Origin of the sequence: uncultured Succinatimonas sp., assembly GCF_905203285.1 — a bacterium.
Taxonomy (GTDB): Bacteria; Pseudomonadota; Gammaproteobacteria; order Enterobacterales; family Succinivibrionaceae; genus Succinatimonas.
This window is the reverse complement of the sequence record NZ_CAJKVK010000021.1, coordinates 1-24,930: the sequence shown is the minus strand read 5'-3', so window position 1 is coordinate 24,930 and position 24,930 is coordinate 1. Positions and strand designations below refer to the sequence as shown.

Here is a 24,930-nt window from a genome sequence, read left to right as displayed (position 1 = left end):
CACCGCCCCGCAGGCAGCCGGTAAGATCCATTCTGACTTTGAACGCGGATTCATTCGCGCCCAAACCATCGCCTATGATGATTTCATTAAATACGGCGGTGAAAGCGGTGCCAAGGAAGCGGGTAAACTGCGCTCTGAAGGTAAAGACTATATCGTTCAGGACGGCGACTTATTTGAATTCTTATTCAACGTAAAATAAGTTAAGTCAATTTATGCAAAAGGCGGGAATTTCCCGCCTTTTTCGTATGGAAAAGAAGACTTTTACTCTTCTTCCATCATTTTGATGCCGTTTACGATAAATAAATCGCCTTTAATCTGCTCGAGCACCAATTCACTTGCGCCGCTGTTCATGGCACCTAACAAGCCGTTATTGGGTGACATGCCCATGCACACCATGCGCGCATCAATATCATGACTTAAATGCGGAATTTCCTCATCAACGCGGCCAATAAGGACATGCGTACGCTCATCAGGAATACCGTGTTTGTCAGCAAATTCCTTTAATAAATCCCCGTGATAATCAGCCCTGCCATCAGTTGCCCCATGCGACTTGAACATAGGAGACATCGAGGTGTTTCTGGTTCTGATGCCAAGATGCAAAGGAGAAACCACATTCGCCACATGAATTTCACCGTTAAAGTTATTGGCAAACATTGTTGCAGCTTCAAATAACTTATCATCGGCAAGAACTTCATGATCATCCGCCTCAAAATCAATGCACAGCAAAATAGCTCTGCCAAGGCGCTGCGGGGCATGCGCATCTTTAACAACCAGCAAAGGTATGCTTATAAGGCGCATAATGCTGCAGTCAATCGTACTGATAAACAAATCTTTGATTGTGTTGCGCTTATTGGCTGAAATTATCGCAAAAAGATAATTTCCTTCTTTTGCTTCCTGCACAAAGGCTTCAGGAACATTTTTATTAAAGACAATCTTCGGAATGAAATGTTTAATGCTCGGATAACGCTGCGCAATCTTTAACATTTCACGAGACATCTGCTGTTCCAGCGACGGCTTGGTCAGATCGTCAAACTCATGAATGACGCGGCAAGCGACCACTTCAAGCTCCGGCATAAAACGGGCAAATTCTGCCGCCCGTTCCATGGCCGGCTGCACTTCTCCGGGTTTTAACAATACCAGGACACGTACTTTTTCCCCGTCCATAACTAACTCCTTATGTCATAAGATTTATTTATAATTTAGTATAAAATTTTAGTTCATAAGATAAATATTGATAAATATTTGAAGTAAGGCATAGCTTTTTACTCATTTCGTCGACTAGGTCACGTAAAAAACAACAGCTTAAAGAAGAAAACTCTTTTTAAGCCCTCCTCTTTTTCTTTAGCAACGAACAGAAAACCGCATCCGATTTACAAAATATTCTTATCTATTCACAACACAAAGATAAAACACAGATTGTTTAAGAAATTCCGGTATAAGTTTTACCTAAAAATATTTTGAACACTTCATCACAGTTTTAATTTAAGGCTGGAATATCCGCTTGACCTGCGGGGGGGGGGAGGAGGGAGAGAAAATATTTGAGCATACGAAAAAGTAATTACTTTATGCTTACTTATAAGGAGTTTTCATTCATGAAACAGAAAGCAAATCTAAAAAAGAAGATTGTTCCTTCTTTACTTACTGTAAGTATTTTGTGTGCTCTATACAGTACTGATGCTTTGGCCCTTAGCATAAACGGAAAACATGAGGCAGATCTTGGTTTAGAGCCAGTTGACGGCTACTATGTTATTGATGGCGATGTATTAGGTGGTGACGGAGCAGGAAGCCATAAATTTGTAATCGCCCAAGGCAACAAAGTCATGATAGTTAAACCTGGCGATGCAGGTAAGTTATTTACAGATATTATAAATGCTCCATCACTTGATAACATTAGACAAGCCTTAACAGAACACTCTGTCGTCGGAGTTGTCGGTGGTGAAGGAGATTTAGATCAAGGAGTACAGACAGGTCTATCTGTTGTTGCAAAATTAGCCCCAAGGCTAGGAGATTTCTTCACCTCAACAGATCCTTCCCTAGCAACTTCCTTAACAGACCTCGGGGATATTGCTGATAAGATAACAAAAATTGACACGACTGAAGAACATACTTTAAACGGCGACACCTTTGTAACCATCGGAAATGATGAAGTCAGTCCTGTTGTAATTGGAGCAGTCGGCGGCGATCTGGTAATGGATACCGGATTGACAGGAAAGCTGAATCTTTCATTAAATGAAGCACGACCCACAACACTAATTGATGTATCAGATCATAATGAAATCAACATAGTGCGTAATGGTTCCAGCAATTTAAAATTTGATAACGGCAATGTTTTCGGTGCAATAGGTGGAAGTGCTGCTATTGCGCTCGGCGGTATCTCTGCTCTGGGCTCTGCTTCTTTAAAACCATGGGGCCCAATAACAGTTAAGGTTGATTCTACTCTTACATTTAACGGCTCAACCTCAACAGTACTTACCGATTCTGTTAATACCGAGATCAACAATAATGCTAATGCTGCAGGTTTGTTTAATGGCGGTATGGCGATAGCTGTAGGCGGCAATGCTACAAGTACTGTAGGTGGCGATACCACTTTAACTGTAAATTCTAAGAAGGTTAATGTTAATTTAAATAGCGCCATTGACGGTGTAACCGTCGGTCTGATGGGAGGCGGTGCAGCTATTTCCACTATTGGAGGAACTGCTGACAGTACTGTTAACGGATCTACTAATATAAATATTAACAACGGTATGAGCTTAGGTATTGCTGGCGGAGGTGCAGCACTTGCCGGAGATGCTACAGGATTAGTAGAAGCTATTAAAGGCGGTCAAGTTGGCAATGACGCAGGATGGGCTGACAAAGGAATACTGGAATTACTCGGTCAAGGTGGCGGTACACCTAATAGCGATATAATGATTAATGTTGCTAACGCCATCCAAGGAGGTACAGCCAAATCAACGATCATCAAAGATACCAACATTAGCCTTACCGGAAATACTACTGCACTAGGTGTTATAGGCAGCGGTATAGCAATTGCCTCTCATACTTACACTTGGAAAAATGACGGTTCCGAAAATAACAGTGCTTATACAACTAATGACGCATACGGTAAATCCGTGGCAACATCATCAAGCGGCAAAGCCAATATTACCGTAAATCTTGAAAGCGCGAATCCTGCTAATGTTGCCGCAAATATCGGCGGTGCTTTAAGCAGTATCATCTCTGCTGTTAAAGACGGAAATCTGGATAACATAACCCTTGACGGTATTGTTGGACAAGGAGCTGTAGTAGGCGTTTTCGGCGGCGGTGCTGCCTTCAGTCACGGCAGCCTGCGTGGAACTATTAAAGACTCAGATCCGCAAGGTGCTCTTGCCACTGTTACCAATACTGGGGCTAACATTAACTTATTAAAAGGCTACGCAGCCGGTGTATTCGGCGGCGGTGCAGCCGGAACTTTAAATAACGCCAGAGCTCAAACTTCTACGGGTACGGTTAACACCTATATCGGTCAAGAAATGAATACGGTCGGCGTATTCGGCGGTGGCTTTGCTCTAAGCATGGAGGGAGACAAAGCTGTCGACAATAAAAGCCATACTGCCGAAATTCTAGCAAAGAGTTCCGTAGACTACAGCAACATTATGATTGACGGTAATGTTGACGGTGTTTACGGCGGCGGAATGGCCATCGGTAATTCTGTACGCAAACCAGAAGCAAGTGCAGACAATAAAATTGATGCACAGACTCACGTCGGCTCATCCTCCATTACGGTTAACAGTGGCACTATTGAGCAGCTACAGCTTATCAGCATCATGAATGCCAGCAAAAATGATAATGAAGATGGCTACCCTCAGTGGAACAGGCTGGGTCTGAATGCCAGCATGACAATGGTAGACCTCAAAGGCATTACCGATAAAACTTCAATAGCCGCAGGCGGTATGGCTCTAGGAATGTCTGGCTCAGATATTGTAGATACTGCAACTATCACTATTAACGGCGGTACTATCACGAAGGATATTTTAGGCGGAGGCATTGCAGTTGACAACCTTACTAAAGGCAGCGGTGCCCATGTGGGTGAAAGCAATATAACGCTCAACGGCGGTACTGTCGAAGGCAGTATTTACGCCGGCGGTGCTATTAACGGAACAACCCCGCAAAAAGTTGATGAAGTATACACTGCTGCTGATGATGATATCGGATACGGCACATCTGCTACTTCATCAACCGTCAATAAAGCTGTCATCACTTTAAATGGAGCTACTGTTAAAGGTGAGATCTCAGGCCAAGGCTATAGCTTAGCTACTGTTTACGGACAAGACAATAACTTTAACCCTTATTACAACGGCAATAGTGTTGACTATACAAAGACATCTTACGAAAGCGTCAATAACAGCACTTTAATTCTTTCAGGTACAAACACCTTAGAGGCACTTAAAGCTGACGGAGACTATATAAGTCAAAGCAAAATCCACGACTTTGACAACATCACCGTCAAAGCAGGCAGCGTCACCAAGCTGTCAGGACTTACTGCAGGAAGAGATGTTGCCTTAATTGATGCACAAGATACCGATGTTGTCGTTGAAGACGGCGCAAAGCTTGATCTTGCAGGCATTGAACCGGTTGACAGCGATGCTAAGTATCTTATTGCAAGCAAAACTGACGACAAGGATAATTTCTGGAACAACGATGCACTCGTTTATGACAGAACTGAAAGCTATGCAAATGCTGTAAACGCAGGAAGCAACTACAACATTACATACAAGCAGTTGAGCGCCTTAACTGAAAAAGAGCAACAGAATGCCACCAATGAGCTTGTAGATACTTTAGGCCCTAGCGCCGGTTCCATCCGCGCCCTTGCAGAGGAAGTTATCACCAACGGCGATAATATCAATAAAGGAGCTAAGAACTTCTTTAAAGATACTACCTCACAGGGTCAGAATCTAAGCAGCGCCATGATGCTTATCGGTGAAGCTGCAGGTGTTACGAGCAATACCATTGCCATCGCCGGTAATATGGCCGATAACTCCGTACTGCGTCTCTCCTTTACTCAAGACGACGTGACAGGAGATCCGCGCGTCAACGAAAACGGCGCCGTTTGGGTCAAGTACTTCCACAACAGCCGTGACTTGGACGGTGTAGACACCAGCTTAGGATCTTTTGATTCCGACAGTGATTTTGACGGTGTCACCGTAGGTCTTGACATCATGCAGTACAACAACATGCAAGCCGGCATCGCATTTAGCTATGGCAAAGGCGATTCTGACGGCATGGGCATCGAAAACGACTTTGATATGTGGGGTGTCAACCTCTACGGCAACTATAAGACCGATTATTTAAACTTCATCGCAGATATCGGCTATAGTGAAAGCGACAACGAGCTTGACGGTCACGTTTTGGGCAAGAAAGTTGAAGCTGACAGAGACGTTTCCGTAATTACCGCAGGGCTTAGAGCTGAAACCATCTACACTCTTGACAATGTGCAGTTCGTTCCTTACACCGGAATTCGTTACTACAACATCAATCCTGACGACTATACCTCCAAGTATGACGGACAGAATGCCTTCAAGTACGATTCCGATCGTCTGAACGTTTGGACATTGCCGCTCGGCACCAGCGTACGCGGAGAGTTTGCCTTTGACAACGGTCTTAAAATCACCCCACAGGCTGAAGTCGCCTACATCTTTGCCTTCGGTGATACCGATGACAATGACATAGATGTCAGCATGGGCACCGCCGCCGCATCATCGCTTAAGTACTCGGTTATGGATGACGGCAGCTTCCTTGGCAACGTCGGCCTTGAAATCGGCTACAACAGCTTTAACTTCGGTTTAGGCTACAGCTATCAAAAAGGCAGCGATGCAGAGTCTAACAATTGGTACGTCAATGCCGAATACAGCTTCTAAAAGTTAAGCTCTACGGCCTGCCTCACCATAGAGCTTCATAACTTCAAGTAAAGCCGGTCTCTACAGCCGGCTTTTATTTTTTATCAACGCACCTAAAAAGGTGCAGTCTGCACTTTTTTTATCTCTTGTTTTACAATAAAAAAAAGTTTTTTCATCAATATTATTTAACACTATGCAAAATACTCAATTATCCTGGCAGAACGCAGTATTTAAATTAAATGAAAAACTGTCCGTTTCAATTCCTGCTTTAAACCTTAAACCCCATGATTTAATCGTTTTAATCGGCAGCAACGGCTGCGGCAAAAGCTCGGTCGCCCGCGCCCTTGCCGGAGAGCTGCCGCTGTCGCAAGGTGTTGCCCCGCAAAACTTTAATGCCGCTCTCGTGTCTTTTGAAAAACAGCAAAAATTGTTTGAAGACGACTATAACCTGCGCAATACCGACGCAGCAAGCGAACACGAAGAACGCGGTTTTACTCCGCGTGATTTGTTAAAAGACTCCGATCCTAAAATATTGTGGGAAGTAATAAAAGCTTTTAATCTTGCCAATCTACTCGATCGTCCGGTTCGTCTTTTATCTGGAGGTGAAGGACGCAAAATCCTTATTGCCCAGTGCCTTTGTACCTCTCCTGACCTTTTAATTCTTGATGCCCCTTTTGACGCTCTTGACGTAAAGTCACGCCAAAATCTTTTGGAGATCATCTCTTACATTCACGAGAACTATGAAATCCCCGTAGTGCTTATAGTCAACCGTCCCGATGAAATTCCCGCCTCTCTTTCCATGATGGGCATCATTCAAGATCTTAAAATCATTAAAATCGATAAAAAAGAAGTTATTGAAAAAGACGAAGACGCCAAAGCCCTGCTCTTTTGCGGCAACCTTCCTGACATCACTTTGCCCAAGGCCCCTGCAAAATTCAGGCTGCTGCCTTTAAAACCGGGTCCTTTGGTTGAACTTAAACACGTCAACATCACCTACAATCGCCCGATCTTTACCGATCTTGACTTTACCGTAATGCCGCATGAGCATTGGCAGATTTCAGGACCCAACGGCGCCGGCAAATCGACCTTGCTGTCGCTTATCACCGGCGACAACCCTTTGGTTTACACCAATGATGTAACCGTTTTCGGCTTCAAGCGCGGCAGCGGCGAGTCGATTTGGGATATTAAAAAATACTTTGGCGTCGTAAGCGGTGCTTTACATCTTGACTATCGCGTCAGCGCTCCGCTTATCAACGTGGTCTTATCGGGATTTTACGATTCAATCGGACTGTATAACCGCCCAGGTGATGAAGAAATCAACTGCGCAAAAACCTGGCTTAAACTTATAGGCCTTGAAAACAAAGAGCAAATGAGCTTTAAACAGCTGTCTTTTGGTCAGCAGCGTATTTTGCTTATAGTAAGAGCACTTGTTAAAAATCCGCCGCTTCTTATTCTTGACGAGCCGCTGCAAGGACTTGACAGCTATGCCCGCGCCATGGTGCGTTCATTTATCTCTTATTTCATGCATCACGGCGACACCAGTATCTTATTCGTGTCGCACCATGCCGAAGACGCGCCTGAAGGCATCACCAACAAGCTTACTTTCGTGCCGGTCGGTGATAATAACTATGAAATAGTCCAGGAAAAGATTAAAGACTGACTTTAAAAACTCTGCGGATAAATCCCGCCTTTAAAGGCGGGTAATATCACTTCCGGCACAAGTAATCGCCTTTGCAGATATATTTATATGTAGTCAAATCTTTAAGCCCCATCGGTCCTCTTACATGCAGTTTCTGCGTTGAGATGGCCACTTCTGCGCCCATACCGAACTGTCCGCCGTCCGTAAAACGGGTGGATGCATTAACGTAAACACACGCCGATCCTGCCGCGTTGCAGAAAATTTCCGCATTTTTGCATGAGTCAGTCAAAATCGAGTCGGAATGATGTGCCCGGTGTCTGCGCATATGCGCCACCGCGTCTTTCACATCTTCAACAGCCGCAATGTTTAACGCAAGGCTCAACCATTCTTTGTCAAATAAAGTGGGATCCCCGCGATGCAGATACGGATATTCTTTTGCCTTGCATAAAGTAAAAATATCGCCGTGAGCATAAATTTCTATCTTGTACTTTTCAAGTTCAGGCAAAAGCATATCAATAAGCGGAACCGCGATATCTTCATGCAAAAGCAAAGTATCAAGAGCATTACAGGCAGACGGCTTTTGTACTTTTGAATTTATGATGATATTGACGGCTTTAAGTAAGTTGGCGGTCTTATCGACAAAGATATGACTTACGCCAAAACCGCCCACAATCACCGGCATTGTCGCAAACTGAACGCACATTCTGTGCAAAGCTTCACCGCCGCGCGGAATAATAACGTCAATATAGCTGTCAAGAGAAAGCATGGTCTTGATATGCTCTCTATCAGGCGAGTCAATGAAAGTTACCGCACGTGAATCAATTTGACACTCTTTTAATACTTTGTGCAAAAGCTTGACCAAAACGGCATTGGTTTTAAGCGCTTCCTTTCCGCCGCGCAATACGCAGGCATTACCTGATTTTAAGCATAAGGACGCAATATCGATGGTTACGTTGGGCCTTGCTTCATAAATAACGCCGACGACTCCTAAAGGTACGCGTTTTTTATAAAGCGTAAGCGTACTCTCAACGGTATGCCCGTCATAAATTTCACCGACCGGATCGGGCAAAGCGGCTACTTTTCTTACGCCGTCAACCATTTCTAAAAAGCGTGACTCATTAAATTTAAGCCGATCGACCAAAGCCTCTTGCAGATTCTTTTCCTTTGCTAATAAAACGTCCTCGTTATTTGCCGCAAAAATTTCTTCTTTATGCGCCAAAAGCTCATCGGCAAGCTTTAATAAAAGCTCATTTTTATCCCGCGTAATTAAATCAGCGATTTCAAAAGAAGCCTCATAGGCTCCTTTAACCATTTCTACTATATCCATCACTTACGATCCTAAAACAACCAAATCATCGCGGTGAACCACGACCGCCCCGTGATCAAATCCTAAAATAGCATCAATATCCTGAGATTTTTTTCTTTTAATGCGATCAACTTCATCAAATGAATAACGACTTATGCCCTTAGCCAATTTCCTACCGGACAAATCGCACAAAGTAACAATTGATCCGCGATAAAACTCGCCAGTTACTTTTATTATGCCCGAAGGAAGCAAACTTGCTCCTTTTTTAACGATTGCATCTTTGGCCCCGTCATCAATAACAATCTGTCCGGAGCTTTTGGCCATCGTTGAAAGCCATAATTTTTTCACCATCAAAGGAGAATGCGTCGGCTTAAAGAAAGTAGCCTCGCCTTCCCCTTTTACCAAATCAAAAACGATTTCAGGTTTTGCACCCGAGGCGATAATAAGTTCCATTCCGGCTTTAAGCGCCGTTGACGCCGCCTTAATCTTAGTTGCCATGCCGCCGGTTCCTAAAGAGGTTCCGGCTCCTCCAGCAAGGGCATATATCTCATCGGTAATCTCATGAACTTCTTTAATCAGCTTGGCATATTTAAACTTACGCGGATCTTTAGTGTAAAGCCCTTTTTGATCGGTAAATAAAATAACCTGCGAGGCTTCGGCAAGAATTCCTGAAATTGCCGCAAGGTTATCATTGTCACCTACTTTTATTTCCTGAATGCACACCGCGTCATTTTCATTAATCACGGGAACGATATTAAAATCAAGCAAGGCCTTTAAAGTATCGCGCGCGTTTAAAAAGCGCTCCCTGTCATCAAGATCGGCTCCGGTTAAAAGGATCTGTCCGATATGAATATCATAAATAGCAAAAAGGCTTTCCCATATTTCAATAAGCCGCCCCTGCCCTACCGAAGCTAAAAGCTGTTTTGAACTTAAAACTGAAGGCAACTGCGGATCACCTAATAATTCCCGTCCTGCAGCGACAGCACCTGATGATACTAAAACTACCTTATATCCTGCCTTTTTAAGCCCGGCAATTACCCTTACCACTTCAAGCATATGCGCGCGGTTTAAATGCTTTGATCCTAAGGTTAAAGTACTGCTGCCTAACTTAATGACTATGGTTTTATTCATAACTTATGTAAATTGCTCTTTAAAAAACTTTCCGACAAGTTTTGAAGCTCTGGCAAAAGATAAATCGGCAGAGGCTTCCTTGAAGTCAACAAAATCATTGTGCCTGAATGCGTCAGCTACCGCATGAGCATCATCAACTAAAGGTCTGTCACCGTCAGAAACGGCTACGCAGCAATTAACCGGGCACTTTCCTGAAGATGACAGCAATCCTTGCTGTTTTAAAGATAAAATCTGCAGCTGCGGCATCAAAGTATCCCAATTTGATGCATCGGCATTTAAGCGATTGGCTATGGATGAACGCAAACATAAAGGGGCACCCGACAAATAATTTACATTAGTAAAAATATTATGTACGGTCGGATCAAGCACCACAAGACCATTAACCAAATCAGTACGTAAAACTGCAAGTCTCACTGCAGCTGCGGCACTTAAGTGCAAACCGAACAGCCCGATTTTTGTTGAATCAATAAACTTAACTTTCTCTTTTAAATGCAAAATAGCATTTTCGGCGATTTCCGAATAATTTTCATCAAGAATAAGATTTGCACTGTTGCCAAGACCCGGCATATCTACCACGAAAGCAGCGATACCCAATGGCCTTAATTCATCATTAAAGATACGGAAAAAGTCGGTTGCAGTCTGATCATAAGCGCCGAGCATCACTACGCAGGGATGCAAATCCTTATTATCGGGACTGTGCAGATAACCGATAACTTTCTTGCCTCTTACCGTAAACTCCTCTTCAGAATAATACCCGCATCTTTTGGAGTTAACGAAAATTTCACGATAAGCTTTTCGCCCGTACATAGAAGATTCTGCTGCAAGAACGTCTCCTTTTAAATTCGGATAAGCGGCAATGGCAAAATAACGTGACGCCATACGATATTGATGGCTTGCAAGCTCAAATTTATTATCTTCAATAGCCTTTTTAGCCATTAAAATTCTTTTTTGCGCAATGCTTGCAAACTCGTAAATCCAATTGCCAGGACCGTATAAAGATACGGTATCAAACATATTTTCCCTGCTTCTTTTTTCCTCAGAGCAAGCTATATTTGCCAGAGCTTCCTCAATATCAAGAGGATTTCCGCCCATCCATGACCACATATAACGATTAAGCGGTCGATACCAATTTGCATGAAAGCCGGATCCTGAATAAGGTCTTAAAGCAATATCCGGGACAGCCGCCCCTGAATTTGAGATAAGCGACGTTTCAATATAATTAGGCTGCGGCTTAAATAAGATTTGACTTAAATTAAGATCGCTGTTTTCTTCCATGCATAAGCTCCGGAATTGAGTTGAATCTTAAAACCCTAAAAAATTAAAGGTCTGCAGATTAAAGTGCAGACCTTTTCATTGTACGCAAAATCAGATTATTTTTTTAGATCTTTGACAAGTGTTCTAAAAGCTCACTTAAATTCTTGCGTCCGAAACTTACATCACTGTCATTTACGACAAGGCACGGTACCGACATGACTTTATACTTGCTTCTAAGTTCAGGGAACAAGTTAACGTCGTAAACTTCAGCCTTAACTTTATCGTTAAGTGAAGCAAGACGCTGTGCGGCAACTACCAAATCAGGGCACATGGTGCAGGACAGGGAAATCAAAATCTTAAGTGAAATCTCCTTATCTATAGCCATGGCCTTTGCCTTGTCCGCGTCATCAATCTGCTGACCGGGACCCGCGGCGTTATATAAGCCTAAAATAAATGAAGTAAACTCATGTCCGCCCGGCACTCCGTGGAAAGCAAGACCGCTAAACGTACCGTCAGCTTTTAACAGGCGCACGACCGGGGTGTTTTCTCCACCTTCAACCGTCTTAACCTCAAGTTTATCGGTAAGGGCTGCAAGTTCCTGCATCGCGCCGACAAGCTCTGCCGATTTCTCAGAAGCATCGGTTCTAACCTCTAAGATAAGCTTGCTTTCCATTCTCTCAAATACGGCATTTAATTGAGGGATCATATCCGCGCTGACAAACTTACCGTCATTTTCAGGTTCAGGAGCCAAAGAAGCACGGCTTTCTTCAGGAGCTTTGCGGGTAGCATTTGGAACTTCGGGGACAAGACCGGTTTTTTCATGCATCATAGCCGCGCGTTTTTCCATTGCACAAGCGGCAAGCGCACCGTCGGCTACGGCAGTTACTACCTGGCGCAGCGGTTTAATACATACATCGCCGCCGGCAAAAACGCCTTTTACATTAGTTTCCTTGTTGTCATCGGTAATAATGTACCCCTGTTCGTTAAGGGCTACTTTATCTTTAACCAATGTGGTGTTAGGCACGTATCCGGCAAACACAAAGACGCCGAAAGTGTCGTCCCCTGCAGCACGATACTCGTCGGTTGCATTGGTCTTATTATTAAGCAATGTGGCGCTGACAATGCCCATGTCATTGCCTTCCACACCTACAAGCTCATGGTTAAACAACACGGTGATCTTAGGATGTTCCATAACTTCGTCAGCGATGCTCTTTGCGCAGGAGAAAGCATCTTTACGCACTAAAATCGTCACTTTTGAAGCATAACGGGTAAGGAACATCGACTCCTCTGCAGAAGCAAAACCGCCGCCTATTACCAATAATTCTTTACCGGTAAAGAACTCACCGTCGCAAGTGGCGCAGTAAGCCACGCCGCGGCCGCGGAATTCATCTTCACCGTTAAAGCCGACGCGGCGCGGATTAGCGCCGGTTGCAATCATCACGGAAAAAGCTCTTAAAGTACCGCGGCTTGTCACAACGGTTTTGATATCACCGTCAAGCTTTAAATCGGTAACTTCAGCCAAAAGGAATTCGGCTCCGAAATTCTGCGCCTGACGACGCATAGTTTCAGTTAAAGCCTCTCCGCTCGTTTTTTCAACACCGGGATAATTAACCACTTCATGAGTAATGGTAATTTGTCCGCCGAAACGATCTTTTTCAATTACCAAAACGCGATAACGGGCTCTTGCCAAATACAAAGCCGCGGTTAGTCCTGCAGGTCCGCCGCCTACGATAACGGCATCATATAATTCATTATTTGACATCTTTAATCCTTAATTTGTCTGATATTAAAGACTATCTTACAACTGAAAAAGGCTCTGCCTTATGGGGGAAGAGCCTTTATTTTCAAAAAGTGAACTTAGTTAACTTTATCAATTAAAGCTTACCGACTAAATCAAGACCCGGTTTTAAGGTCTTTGCGCCGGGCTGCCACTTGGCCGGGCAAACCTGATCACCGTGCTCGGCGACGAACTGTAAAGCCTCTACGCGGCGTAAAAGTTCATCTGCGTTACGACCGATATTGCCTGCTACAACTTCGTATGCAACAATCTTGCCTTCAGGGTTTACAACGAAAGTACCGCGTTCTGACATGCCGTCGTTCTCAATGAGAACCTGGAAATCACGGGAAAGCTGATGATTAGGATCAGCAAGCATCGGATACTGAAGCTTCTTGATGGTATCGGAAGCATCGTGCCATGCTTTGTGAACGAAATGAGAATCGCAGGAAACGGAGAAAATTTCGCAGCCGATCTTTTTGAACTCTTCGTATTTATCAGCTAAGTCTGCAAGTTCAGTCGGGCAAACGAAAGTGAAATCTGCAGGATAGAAGAAGAAAACGGACCACTTACCTAAAATGTCTTTTTTAGAAACATCGTGGAAATTGTCGTTCTGGTAGGCTTTGACGGTGAAATCAGCAACTTCTTTATTGATTAAAGACATTTAATGCTCCTTAATTTTAGATTTAAATTTATCGAGACCTTATCTCTTTGTCGGAGACTATTCTAACTTAAAACTTTATTCATTAGTTGCGATTAGCTCGCAATTGAAAAACTGTCTCTCTTGCAAATATTTTTCAAGTAATGAGATTTACTTTTTTCAAAAAAGAACGGTTAATAGAAAAAAATGCAATTAAGAGAAAAATATGATCCCTGAACCGTATTTAAGCGCCGCTTTAGGCACATCATTTACTTTTGCCATGACCGCTCTGGGCTCGGCTTTTGTCTTTTTATTTAAAAACAAACCTTCTTCATTATGGACAAAGTTGTCTTTGGGATTTGCCGCGGGGATCATGATTGCGGCATCCGTATGGAGCCTTTTGATTCCGGCAATTGATAAAGCTCAAGAGTTAGGACAGATTCCGGCTCTTCCTGCTGCAGGAGGATTCATTTTAGGTGCATTATTCCTGCTTTTACTCGATCATTTAATGCCTCACCTGCATCCTGATTCAACAACACCTGAAGGACCTAAATCACACCTTGATAAAAGTTCTTTGCTCTTTTTGGCCGTGACTATTCACAATATACCTGAAGGAATGGCTGTAGGCATAAGCTTTGCAGCTGCGTACAGTGCAGGATCGCCTGAAGCGATGTCTGCAGCCGTTGCGCTTGCTTTAGGTATGGGAATTCAAAATATTCCTGAAGGAACTGCAGTATCTTTACCGATGCATGCATCAGGAAAAAGCCGTTTTAAAGCCTTTTTAATGGGAGCTTTTTCAGGTCTTGCAGAGCCTGTGGCGGCACTTTTGGTGATCCTCATTGCAGGACAATTCGTACCTTTTCTCCCTTGGGCACTTGCTTTTGCTGCAGGCGCCATGATGTATGTGGTTGTAGAGGAACTGATCCCTGAAGCAAAATTAGGCGAGCACTCCGACCTTGGTACTATTGCAGTACTTGCAGGATTCGTGCTCATGATGCTTTTAGATACCACCTTAGGTTAGCCAAGACGTTTTTTAACCTCGTTTTGATGTTCCGGAGGATAACGGCGATCAATTGCTTTATTATCCAGATCCTTAAGATAATCAAGCTTTGCCTTAAGCTGAATCTCCAATCCGCGATCATTTGGCTTATAGTAAGTACGTCCGTCAAGCTCCTCGGGCATAAAGCATTCTCCTGCCGCATATGCACCAGGGAAATCGTGAGCGTAACGATAACCTTTGTGATAACCGAGGTTTTCCATAAGTTTAGTCGGAGCATTACGCAGATATAAAGGCACATCAAAAGAAGGAAGTTTTTCAGCATCTTCTTTAGCCTGATGAAATGCCGTATATAAAGCGTTGCTTTTAGGCGCTATCGCAAGATATACCGCAGCTTCGGCTATCGCTCTTTCGCCTTCGGCAGCCCCCACCCGCTCATAAATATCCCAGGCATTAAGCGCCACCTGCATTGCCCGCGGATCGGCAAGTCCCACATCTTCAGTCGCTATAGCCAAAAGTCTTCTTGCCACATATAAAGGATCGCCGCCTGCCGCCAGAATTCTTGCATACCAATACAAAGCAGCATCAGGAGCCGAGCCGCGCACCGACTTATGAAAAGCCGAAATTAAATCGTAGTAAGCGTCACCGCCTTTATCATACTTGATAAGCCGTCTGCCCGCTACCGCTCCGACCATGGCAAAGGTGATGATTTTTGCACCGTCTTTATAAGGAGCCGCCAAATCAACCAGCATCTCAAGAGTATTCAAAAGATGTCTGCCGTCGCCTTCGGATAAATCGATAAGCGCATCCTCTACTTTATCGGCAAGAATCAAATTCTCGGATTTAAGTCCCTTTTCCGACTTAAGCGCATGATGCAAAAGCTCTCTTAACTCCTCTGGACTTAATTTTTTAAGCACATAGACGCGGGCTCGGGATAAAAGAGCCGAATTTAATTCAAAAGAAGGATTTTCCGTAGTTGCACCGATAAAAATAATAGTGCCGTTTTCTATATAGGGTAAAAAAGCGTCCTGCTGAGATTTATTAAAACGATGAACCTCATCGACAAATAATACGGTTCGCACGCCTTGTCTTTTACGCGACATAGCCCTATCGATCGCCGCTCTTATATCTTTGACTCCGGCAGTTACCGCTGAAATCTGCTCTAAAACCGCTCCCGAGCTTTTAGCAATAATAAGCGCAAGCGTAGTCTTTCCGACCCCGGGAGGTCCCCAAAAAATCATAGAATAAGACTGTTTACGCTCAAGCGCCATCCGCAAAGGACGCCCCGGACCGATTAAATGGCTTTGGCCTATGTAGTCATCCAAAGACTTAGGTCTCATTCTTGAAGCTAACGGAACGAATAGCGAAACATCGGTATCCTGTTTTTCTTCTTTATCGGCTTCAACTTTAAGATCGGAAAATAAATCGTAGTTAGCGGCGCTCATCATCCACCTCTGCATCCTCAGGTATTTTATATTCAAACACATGCGGATCTGCAGATCGTCTGCGGTCTGAGAGTTTATAAGTATTAAGATTGCCGTCTTTCATCACAAGAGAGATCGTATCAATATCGGATCCTTTAAAGCTCAACCTTAAATTTACTATATCTCCCTGACGATTCGGGGTAATAATATAAACGCCGTTTTCATGCCTAACGTCATAATTCGCCCACACATTATCCGACATATCGGATAAAAGAATAAAAGGCGATGCGCTTAACTCGCTGCGCGAAAAAATCGAGACCTGATTGACGAAAGGATCATAAAAATAAATATCTTTACCAGAACAAAATAAAACCTGTTCATCAGGATCAAGAGTATGCAGCATGAATTTAGCCGGTTTCTTCAGTGCTAGCATACCGCTTGAATTCATAACTTCTTTTCCGCTTTTATCCGTTACTTCTTGAACAAAAGAAGCGGAAAATTCATTAAAGGCATTCAATTTTGCTTTTAAATCAGCTTTATCATCAGCAAGAGCCGTGCCTGACAAGGCATAAGAGAGACAAGCTGCCGCAGCTAAATATTTTATAAATTTAAACACGCCTAATCCTCCATTACACCTTCACGAATCAATTGTGCCACGATTTTCTTAGCACGAGGATAGCCTACGCCGAAAGTAGATTGAAAATCGCTTATAGAAGGATATTTCTGCTTACGGGCATAATGTTCGCGGGTATAGGCTGCAGCCTGATCAAAAAGTTTATCAAGCTGAACGACTTTAGGCTCGGAGGAAAAATCATCGCTGTCATTTTCCTCTTCCGGCAAATCGGTAACGCCATCAATGTAATCAGGTTCTCCGCCGTGCTCTTTCCAAGCCTCGACAACACGCTCGACGTCATCATTGCTTAAGAACGCACCATGAGCTCTAAACGTCTGCCCGCCGTTTACACCGGTGAATTTACACAGCATGTCACCATAGCCTAAAAGCTTTTCAGCTCCTTGCTCATCTAAAATAATTGTTGAATCAAGCTTTGACTGCACGGTAAAAGCAACACGGGACGGCATATTGGCCTTGATAACGCCGGTTACCACATCGGCACGCGGAGTTTGCGTTGCCAAAATAATATGCATACCTGCGGCACGGGCTTTTGCGGCCAAACGGTTAATGCACATCTCAGGTGAATTCTCGACATTCTTCTTGCGGCCTGAAGTCTGCGCCAATAAATCAGCGTATTCTTCAATCACGATAACAATTGAAGGCAAAGGTGCCAAAACCGGAGGTTCTCCTCCCATATCGGCAGTCCATGCCGGGTCATAAACTCTGCGTCCTGATGCTCTTGCTTCTTCGATAAGCTCGTTATATTCACTTATCTTGCGTACGCCGATAGCTTCAATAAGCGCATAACGGCGTTCCATTTCATCAATGCACCAGCGCAAAGCCGCAGACGTCTTTTCAGCCACATCTGAAATAACCGGAGTAATAAGATGCGGCAAATTATTGTAAAGAGAAAACTCAATGCGTTTAGGATCAATAAGAATCAAACGCAGCTCCTCCGGGGACTTTTGCATTAAAAGTGAAATTAAAAAGCAGTTAAGTCCTGCAGACTTTCCGGAGCCTGTGGTTCCTGAAATCAAAAGATGCGGAGCTGCCGCCAAATCGACCATAACAGGCTCTCCGGTAACGGAACTGCCAAGGCAAATCGGCAACGTACCCTTTGCACGATTAAAAGCACCGGCATCAGCCATATCACGCAAAGTGATCATTTTGCGGTGAGGATTAGGAATTTCAAGACCTACAAACTGTGTTCCGGGGATATTGCTGACAACGCGTACCGAGCGCACCATAAGCTCACGGCACAGATCCTGACTTAAATTAATAATAGTTGCAGTTTTTGTTCCCGGGGAAAGCATTAAATCGTAGCGGGTGATTATTGGCCCTACATTGTAGCGAGCAACCTGAGCCTTAATCTTAAAGCTTGCAAGGCAGGAGTTGATTTTCCCTGCCATCTGCTCCAAATCTTCAGGAGAAGTTACTTTTACATTGTGAGACGGCGTGAGTAAATCAAAAGACGGACGCCAAGAGCCGAAACTATGATGAGGAACAGTCACGGTACTTAAAGCAGCTGCAGCTTTCTTTTCTTCCTCAGGCTTAATATATGAAGGAAGATTTGAGGCACTGCTGTTTTGAGGTTTACCGAAAAATCCCTGTCCGTCACCGTCATTTAAAGAAGCTTTCACCTCTTCGTTTTCTTCCTTTAACGCATAATCATCCTGCTTTAAAGGCGCATTAAAACTTTCACTGCTTGAAGCTGCATTCTTATCTGCGGCAAAATCATGTTCTTTACCGGAGACTGACAAAACGCCGCGCTCAGCGCTTTCATACTGGTAAGATCCGTCCTTTTCCGATAAGGTATGCGCAACCGGCGTAAACGCCCCATCATCCTCTTGAGCACTGGGCAGGAATGATGCAGGAAGATCGTTTAATTCAAACGATCCCTTTTTAGCAAAGTCGCTAAATTGAATGACATTTTCCTCAACCGCCTCGTCAACTTCGTCTTTAATAACGGGATCTTGTTCGTCAAGTCCGGCAGAAAACTCCGTTTTAGCGCTAAATGACTCAACGGGTTCACCGGAGAAAATATGAGTACTTACGATAGCAGGATCCGGACTTACCGGAGCTTTGGGAACATAATCATCCTGAGGTGCGCCGCTGCCGTATGAAATAAAAGTACTGCTGCCAGTATCATCAACATTGTCCGCTTTACTCTCAAACTCCGGTCCGGTAGCAAAAATCGGATCGTATCCTTTCGTGATAATAGTAGAAGGCTCTTTATCAAAAGAGTTTGCATCATCTTTAAAGAAATTCTCTTTATCATTATTACGAGTGATGATAGTACGCGGACTGTCGTTGTCCGATTTTTCATCCTTTAATTCATTGGCTAAAAAAGGATCATGCAAGAAATCATCCTGGGTCTCGTTATGCAAAGGAGCTTCTTCTTTATCAAAAGATGAGAATTTAGGCTCGGTTCTATCAAAAATATTTCTGGTAGGAACGGTATCCTCAGCTTTTTCTTCTTTGGTTTTATTAATAAATGGAGCTTTAGGCATTGCCGCAACTTTGGAAAAAATGGAGGCATCTGCTAGACCGGCTTTTTTTACATCTTTAATTTCTTCTTCAAAAGAAGGTTCAATGTGATTGGATTCGTCATCCGTCATTTCACTTATGGTAGAAACACTTTCTTCTTGTCCGACCTCCTTCTCTTCCCCTTTCTTACCGTCTATGAATCTCATAATAAAAGATCCGATTCCGTCAGCTAACTGCAAAGGAGAAACGGCAAAAAACACACAAATGCCGATAAAAGACAAAAGTAAAGAACACAAAGAAACGGCCATTCCCGGCATTAAAGAAAGCAATGACAAATTAATGTAATCGCCAAGAACTCCGCCACCGCCGGTTACACCAAAAGAAAAGGTCCGGGAAAAAGCCGCACACAAACCCAATATCAAAATATTAAAGCCTAAAACGCGTAATCCGACCCTAAAGAAATCAGGTACGAATAATCGGGATCGATTTTTTAATACCAGATAAAAACAATAAAGGAGCATCAAAGGAATTAAAAAAGTAAAGGCTCCGAAATAACTGAATAAAAAGGCAGTTATAGGAGATCCGTGCACTACTTGTTCAGCCTGTGTTCCGTTTAAAATTATTTCACCGCTTACCGAACTGTCATTTATCATCAAAAACTTACATAAAACGTAAAGAATTCCTGCTGTGGCAACAGATGCAGCAAACATGCCGACTTGTAAAATACGATCACTTATGCGGTTGTTCTGCCCTTTGTTCTGGCGTGAGAACATATATCCTCCGAGGTATATCGCGGATGCGTACGACGTATAACAATCTAAAGCTAACTCAAATTTCGCCGTCGTTAAAAAACTGGATAAAATTCTTGAAGATACTACCATTTTTCACCCCTTCGGGCAATTTGAAAACCGCGCTGTCGATAAAAATACGTATATTTTTAATACGCATTTTTATGATAAATGATTTTTATCAAAATGCAAATAATTTTTATATGCTTTGTTTATTAAATGCAAAAACAAAACTAATTAATAACTTAAAATAATCTGAGAGGAGTGATAAAATATGCAGTCGCGTTTTTATCAGTAAATTACGGAAAGATTCATGATTAATATCGTTTTATACCGTCCGCAGATGCCGCAGAATGCGGGAAACATAATCCGCCTGTCAGCAAACTGCGGAGCAAAACTTCATTTCGTAGGTCCGCTCGATTTTTTCATGGATGACAAGAAAATGCTAAGAGCAGGTCTTGATTACCATGAAATTGCCAATCTAACCGTACACACTTCCTTTGAAAAATTTCTGGAAAACGTCAAACCTAAACGCCTTATCGCTTCAACGATTCACGGAAATACCGCACCGTCTGACTTTGTTTTTGAAGACGAAGATTTCTTGCTTTTCGGTCGCGAAACCTCAGGTCTTCCTAACGAAGTAATGCAACTAATTCCTGAAAATTTCCGGCTTAGAATTCCCATGGTTGAAAAAAGCCGCTGCCTTAACCTGTCAAACGCCGTAGCTGTCATGGCATATGAAGCATGGAGACAATTAGGTTTTATAGGTGCAAAACTGCCCTAATCGCTCATTTTTTGTTAAAATCTCTTAATAACATATAAAGTAAAGGTAAAGCGGTGCTTGATTTTCTAATTGCTTTCTTTTCCGATTACGGATATATCGCGGTTTTCGGAATTTTGATTTTATGCGGTTTCGGACTTCCCGTTCCCGAAGACATTACCCTCGTATCTGGCGGCGTTATCTCCGGTTTGGGAATGACCAATCCGCATACAATGCTGGCAGTTGGTCTTGCAGGAGTGCTTATCGGCGACAGTACCATGTTTCTTGCCGGAAGAATTTTCGGTTACCGTATTCAAAAGATCCGGATGTTCCGCAAAATACTTTCTCCAAGACGCTTTTCTCACATTCAAAGAAAATTTAAGCAGTACGGTTTAGGTCTTTTGTTCGTTGCCCGATTCCTTCCCGGATTACGTTCTCCGATCTTCCTGGTTGCAGGAATGAGCCGCCGTATTTCTTACTTCACCTTTATTTTGATGGACGGCATCGCTGCTTTGATTTCCGTTCCTGTTTGGGTTTATTTAGGTTTCTTCTTTGCCGACAACCTTGATTTATTGATGCAGTACGTAGGTGACGTACAAAAAGTTATCTACCTGATTCTAGCTGTAATTATTCTTGTTGTCCTCGGCATTTACCTGAAAAAGCGTTTTCACAATAAGCTCAATAAGGCAATGAACGATAACGCTGAATCCGAGCAATCCCAAAAATAACATGAGGCGGGATATCCCCGCCTTTTTAATTTAAGCAACTAGAGTTTTAACTATGGACGCTTTGACTCAAATCGTTAAAGACATCAACTCCATTCTCTGGGGACCTTGGTGTTTAATTCCCATTCTTGTCGGTACCGGCATCTTCTTTACTTTCAAACTGCGTGCCGTTCAGATAAGACATTTCAAACTTGCGTTTAAGCACGTGTTCGGCGGTTTATCTTTTAACGGAGAAAAAGCCGGCAAACACGGTATGACTTCATTCCAGTCTTTAGCGACTGCAGTGGCGGCCCAAGTCGGTACCGGAAATCTTGCAGGCGTAGCTACCGCTATGGCCATGGGCGGCCCGGGAGCTATCTTCTGGATGTGGCTTGCCGCATTTTTCGGCATGGCAACAATCTTTGCCGAAGCCGTTTTAGCTCAGCTTTACCGTACCAAAGACAGAGAAGGACATATAACCGGCGGTCCTGCTTATTACATTTCAAAAGGTCTTGGCAATAAGCCCTTATCGATTATTTTCTCGTTCCTTATCATTATTGCTTTGGGTTTTGTCGGCAATATGGTGCAGGCAAATTCCATTTCAACCGCTTTTGAGTCAGCTTTTAATATCCCGACCTGGATATCCGGCATTTTCGTTATCATGCTTGCCGGTTTCATTTTCATCGGCGGTGTCAGCCGTATTGCAGGCTTTACCGAGAAGATGGTTCCTCTCATGGCCGGCGTTTACGTGTTAGGTTCTCTTTATATCGTATGCTGCCATTTTGACATGATTATCCCGGCAATCGAACAGGTAGTTATCGGAGCATTTAACCCTGAAGCAGCAACCGGCGGCGTTATCGGTGCTTCAATTAAGGAAGCTATCCGCTACGGCGTAGCCCGCGGTCTTTTCTCCAATGAGGCCGGTATGGGATCAACCCCTCATGCTCATGCGGTAGCAAGAGTCAAACACCCTGCAGAGCAAGGTCTTGCCGCTATCGTCGGACTTTTCATTGATACCTTCGTCGTTTTAAACGCAACTGCTATCGTTATCTTGGTAACAGGCTCTCTTGACGGACAGGCAACCGGTATCGTGCTTACCCAAAATGCTTTCGTAAAAGGCATGGGTGAGGCAGGATCAGGCTTCGTGGCAATCTGCTTATTCTTTGCCGCTTTTACCACCATTATCGGCTGGTACTTCTTTGCGGTACAAAACGTCAAATATCTGTTCGGCTATAAAGTAATCAATGTTTTCTCGGTAATGGTTCTTGCCTTCCTGATGATGGGATCGTTCCTGCATGTCGACCTTGTTTGGGAGCTTGCCGATATGTTCAACGGTCTTATGGTCATACCGAACATTATTGCGGTCGTGGGTCTTTATAAGCTTGTTATTCGCGCTTTAAATGACTACGACAATAAATTCTTAAAGGACGAGCGTCCTTTCTTCGGTCCGTCGGAGAAGCTAACCAACCGCTTTGCCTCACTGCATAATGCAGTTCGTTCTTCAAGAAGAGCCAAGAATAAACAGCAAAGTGAAGAATAATTAAGTATTATTCCTTTTTTAAAACCGCGATTTTCTCGCGGTTTTTTCTTGCTGCTTATTTTTTCCATCTAAATGCATTCTTACCTGAAAAAATCCACCTTAATTGGTACAATTAGCCAAAGCTTTTTTATGAGGTAAATTAATGGCTCAATTCATTTACACGATGAATCGGGTAGGCAAGATTGTTCCGCCTAAACGACAAATCCTAAAAGATATTTCATTATCTTTCTTCCCCGGTGCCAAAATCGGTGTGTTAGGTCTTAACGGTGCCGGTAAATCAACTTTAATTAAAATCATGGCCGGCGTAGACCAAGACTACGAAGGCGAAGCCCGTCCTCAGCCCGGCATTAAGATCGGCTATTTACCCCAAGAGCCGAAGCTCGATCCGGAAAAAACCGTACGCGAAGTGATAGAAGAATCCTTTGCCGAAGTAAAAGATGCTCTTGCCCGACTTGACGAAGTATACGTGGCATATGCTGATGAAAACGCAGACTTTGATGCCTTAGCAAAAGAACAGGCCAAGCTTGAAGCTATTATTCAGGCACATGACGGACATAACCTAGACAGTCAGATTGAACGTGCTGCCGACGCTTTGCGACTTCCTTCCTTTGACAAACAGATTAAAGTTTTATCAGGAGGCGAGCGCCGTCGTGTAGCTTTATGCCGTTTACTGCTTGAACGTCCCGATATGCTGCTGCTCGACGAGCCTACCAACCATCTTGACGCAGAATCGGTTGATTGGCTTGAACAATTCCTCCATCAATATCCGGGAACAGTTGTTGCCGTTACTCACGACCGCTATTTCCTTGATAACGTTGCAGGCTGGATCTTAGAGCTTGACCGCGGTGAGGGTATCCCTTGGCAGGGCAACTACTCAAGCTGGCTTGATCAGAAAGATCAACGCTTGAAGATTGAAGAAAGCACTGAATCTGCTCGCCGCCGTTCCATCGAAAGAGAACTTGAGTGGGTTCGTCAAGGCGCCAAAGGACGTCAGGCTAAATCCAAAGCCCGTTTATCTCGCTTTGAAGAACTTTCTAATGTCGAATATCAGCGCCGCAACGAAACCAATGAACTTTACATTCCGCCCGGGCCGCGTCTTGGCGATACCGTAATGGAAGTGAAGAATTTAAAGAAAGCTTACGGTGATCAGGTACTCATTGACGATTTATCATTCATTCTCCCTAAAGGAGCCATCGTCGGTATTATCGGACCTAACGGTGCAGGTAAATCAACCTTATTTAGAATGATCACAGGACTTGAAAAACCAGACAGCGGATCAATTAAATTAGGAGATACCGTCGTTACTGCATACGTTGAGCAGTTCCGTGACGAAATGAAAGACGAAAACACGGTTTACGATGAAATCTCTCAAGGACAGGACATTCTTAAAGTCGGTAATTATGAGATCCCCAGCCGTGCTTATATCGGACGCTTTAACTTTAAAGGATCCGATCAGCAAAAGCGTGTCGGCGATTTATCAGGCGGTGAACGCGGACGTCTGCAGCTTGCTAAACTGCTCCAGGTTGGCGGCAACCTTCTCCTTTTAGACGAGCCGACCAATGACCTTGATGTTGAGACACTTCGCGCTCTTGAAAACGCATTATTGGAGTTCCCCGGCAGCGCAATGGTCATTTCCCATGATCGCTGGTTCCTTGACCGTATTGCCACACATATTCTTGACTACGGTGATGAAGGTAAAGTACGCTTCTTTGAAGGCAACTATACCGAATATGAAGCCTGGAAAAAGAAAGAGCTCGGTGATGAAGCAATTCCGCATCGAATGCGTTTTAAGAAAGTCACTGACTAAAATTACATCACTAAAACCGTCGCAAATCGCGGCGGTTTTCTTTATCTAAAAGTAACAAAATCAACTTTTACAATTACGCATACGTAGACGATTTTGCCTACTTTTACCTGTAGATTAAAAAAAGAAAATAAACTGAAAAACCTGAAATTTACAGTCTAGGTAAAAATCGGATTTTTTATTTTTCTTATTCGGT

17 protein-coding genes are annotated in these 24,930 nt (G+C 43.6%); 8 read left to right on the top strand and 9 right to left on the bottom strand.

Annotated elements, in window-relative coordinates:
* A partial coding sequence (locus tag QZ019_RS03760; protein ID WP_295482421.1) for a DUF933 domain-containing protein occupies positions 1 to 199 on the top strand: 199 nt, incomplete at its 5' end.
* A gap of 62 nt (positions 200 to 261) precedes the next feature.
* Here QZ019_RS03760 and QZ019_RS03755 read toward each other — a convergent pair.
* The gene (locus QZ019_RS03755; protein ID WP_294567518.1) at positions 262 to 1,164 is read right to left on the bottom strand and encodes a universal stress protein; all 903 of its coding nucleotides are present in this window, start codon (positions 1,162 to 1,164) and stop codon (positions 262 to 264) included.
* A 428-nt stretch (positions 1,165 to 1,592) separates the two neighbouring features.
* On the opposite strand from QZ019_RS03755, the gene QZ019_RS03750 reads away from it, so the two are divergent.
* Positions 1,593 to 5,894: an autotransporter domain-containing protein gene (locus tag QZ019_RS03750; RefSeq protein WP_295482420.1), complete on the top strand. Its 4,302-nt coding sequence runs from the start codon at positions 1,593 to 1,595 to the stop codon at positions 5,892 to 5,894.
* Positions 5,895 to 6,066: 172 nt separating this feature from the next.
* Complete coding sequence (gene modF, locus QZ019_RS03745; RefSeq protein WP_295482419.1) at positions 6,067 to 7,533, top strand: molybdate ABC transporter ATP-binding protein ModF; 1,467 nt, start codon at positions 6,067 to 6,069, stop codon at positions 7,531 to 7,533.
* Positions 7,534 to 7,579: 46 nt separating this feature from the next.
* Here modF and QZ019_RS03740 read toward each other — a convergent pair whose 3' ends face one another.
* From QZ019_RS03740 to ahpC, 5 genes are all read right to left on the bottom strand, one after another.
* Entirely contained in the window at positions 7,580 to 8,839 is a 1,260-nt protein-coding gene (locus QZ019_RS03740) for a glutamate-5-semialdehyde dehydrogenase (protein WP_295482418.1), read from the bottom strand.
* A gap of 3 nt (positions 8,840 to 8,842) precedes the next feature.
* Positions 8,843 to 9,949, bottom strand: a complete 1,107-nt coding sequence (proB, locus tag QZ019_RS03735) for a glutamate 5-kinase (RefSeq protein ID WP_295482417.1) — start codon at positions 9,947 to 9,949, stop codon at positions 8,843 to 8,845.
* Positions 9,950 to 9,952: 3 nt separating this feature from the next.
* Entirely contained in the window at positions 9,953 to 11,224 is a 1,272-nt protein-coding gene (locus QZ019_RS03730; RefSeq protein WP_295482416.1) for an alpha/beta hydrolase, read from the bottom strand.
* A 103-nt stretch (positions 11,225 to 11,327) separates the two neighbouring features.
* On the bottom strand, positions 11,328 to 12,965 hold the full coding sequence (locus tag QZ019_RS03725) for an FAD-dependent oxidoreductase (protein ID WP_295482415.1): 1,638 nt from the start codon (positions 12,963 to 12,965) through the stop codon (positions 11,328 to 11,330).
* A 112-nt stretch (positions 12,966 to 13,077) separates the two neighbouring features.
* A complete protein-coding gene (ahpC, locus tag QZ019_RS03720) occupies positions 13,078 to 13,641 on the bottom strand; it encodes an alkyl hydroperoxide reductase subunit C (protein WP_009143685.1) in 564 nt (187 codons plus the stop codon).
* A gap of 202 nt (positions 13,642 to 13,843) precedes the next feature.
* On the opposite strand from ahpC, the gene QZ019_RS03715 reads away from it, so the two are divergent.
* On the top strand, positions 13,844 to 14,638 hold the full coding sequence (locus QZ019_RS03715; protein ID WP_295482414.1) for a ZIP family metal transporter: 795 nt from the start codon (positions 13,844 to 13,846) through the stop codon (positions 14,636 to 14,638).
* Here the strand turns inward: QZ019_RS03715 and QZ019_RS03710 are convergent.
* From QZ019_RS03710 to QZ019_RS03700, 3 genes are read right to left on the bottom strand one after another with little or no spacing between them, the layout of a single operon-like run.
* Entirely contained in the window at positions 14,635 to 16,062 is a 1,428-nt protein-coding gene (locus QZ019_RS03710) for a replication-associated recombination protein A (RefSeq protein WP_295482413.1), read from the bottom strand. The genes QZ019_RS03715 and QZ019_RS03710 overlap by 4 nt on opposite strands.
* On the bottom strand, positions 16,046 to 16,654 hold the full coding sequence (lolA, locus tag QZ019_RS03705; RefSeq protein ID WP_295482412.1) for an outer membrane lipoprotein chaperone LolA: 609 nt from the start codon (positions 16,652 to 16,654) through the stop codon (positions 16,046 to 16,048). Before lolA ends, QZ019_RS03710 begins: the two co-directional genes overlap by 17 nt.
* Positions 16,655 to 16,656: 2 nt before the next feature.
* The gene (locus QZ019_RS03700) at positions 16,657 to 19,911 is read right to left on the bottom strand and encodes a DNA translocase FtsK 4TM domain-containing protein (RefSeq protein ID WP_295482411.1); all 3,255 of its coding nucleotides are present in this window, start codon (positions 19,909 to 19,911) and stop codon (positions 16,657 to 16,659) included.
* A 328-nt stretch (positions 19,912 to 20,239) separates the two neighbouring features.
* On the opposite strand from QZ019_RS03700, the gene QZ019_RS03695 reads away from it, so the two are divergent.
* The 4 genes from QZ019_RS03695 (at position 20,240) to ettA (ending at position 24,737) form a co-directional block, all read left to right on the top strand.
* Positions 20,240 to 20,710: a tRNA (cytidine(34)-2'-O)-methyltransferase gene (locus QZ019_RS03695; protein ID WP_294567541.1), complete on the top strand. Its 471-nt coding sequence runs from the start codon at positions 20,240 to 20,242 to the stop codon at positions 20,708 to 20,710.
* A gap of 53 nt (positions 20,711 to 20,763) precedes the next feature.
* Positions 20,764 to 21,414, top strand: a complete 651-nt coding sequence (locus QZ019_RS03690) for a DedA family protein (RefSeq protein WP_294567542.1) — start codon at positions 20,764 to 20,766, stop codon at positions 21,412 to 21,414.
* Between the two features lie 52 nt (positions 21,415 to 21,466).
* The gene (locus QZ019_RS03685) at positions 21,467 to 22,930 is read left to right on the top strand and encodes a sodium:alanine symporter family protein (RefSeq protein WP_295482410.1); all 1,464 of its coding nucleotides are present in this window, start codon (positions 21,467 to 21,469) and stop codon (positions 22,928 to 22,930) included.
* A 142-nt stretch (positions 22,931 to 23,072) separates the two neighbouring features.
* Positions 23,073 to 24,737 carry an energy-dependent translational throttle protein EttA gene (ettA, locus tag QZ019_RS03680; protein WP_294567546.1) on the top strand — a complete coding sequence of 555 codons (1,665 nt, stop codon included), beginning with the start codon at positions 23,073 to 23,075 and terminating at the stop codon, positions 24,735 to 24,737.
* The last annotated feature ends 193 nt before the right edge of the window (positions 24,738 to 24,930 follow it).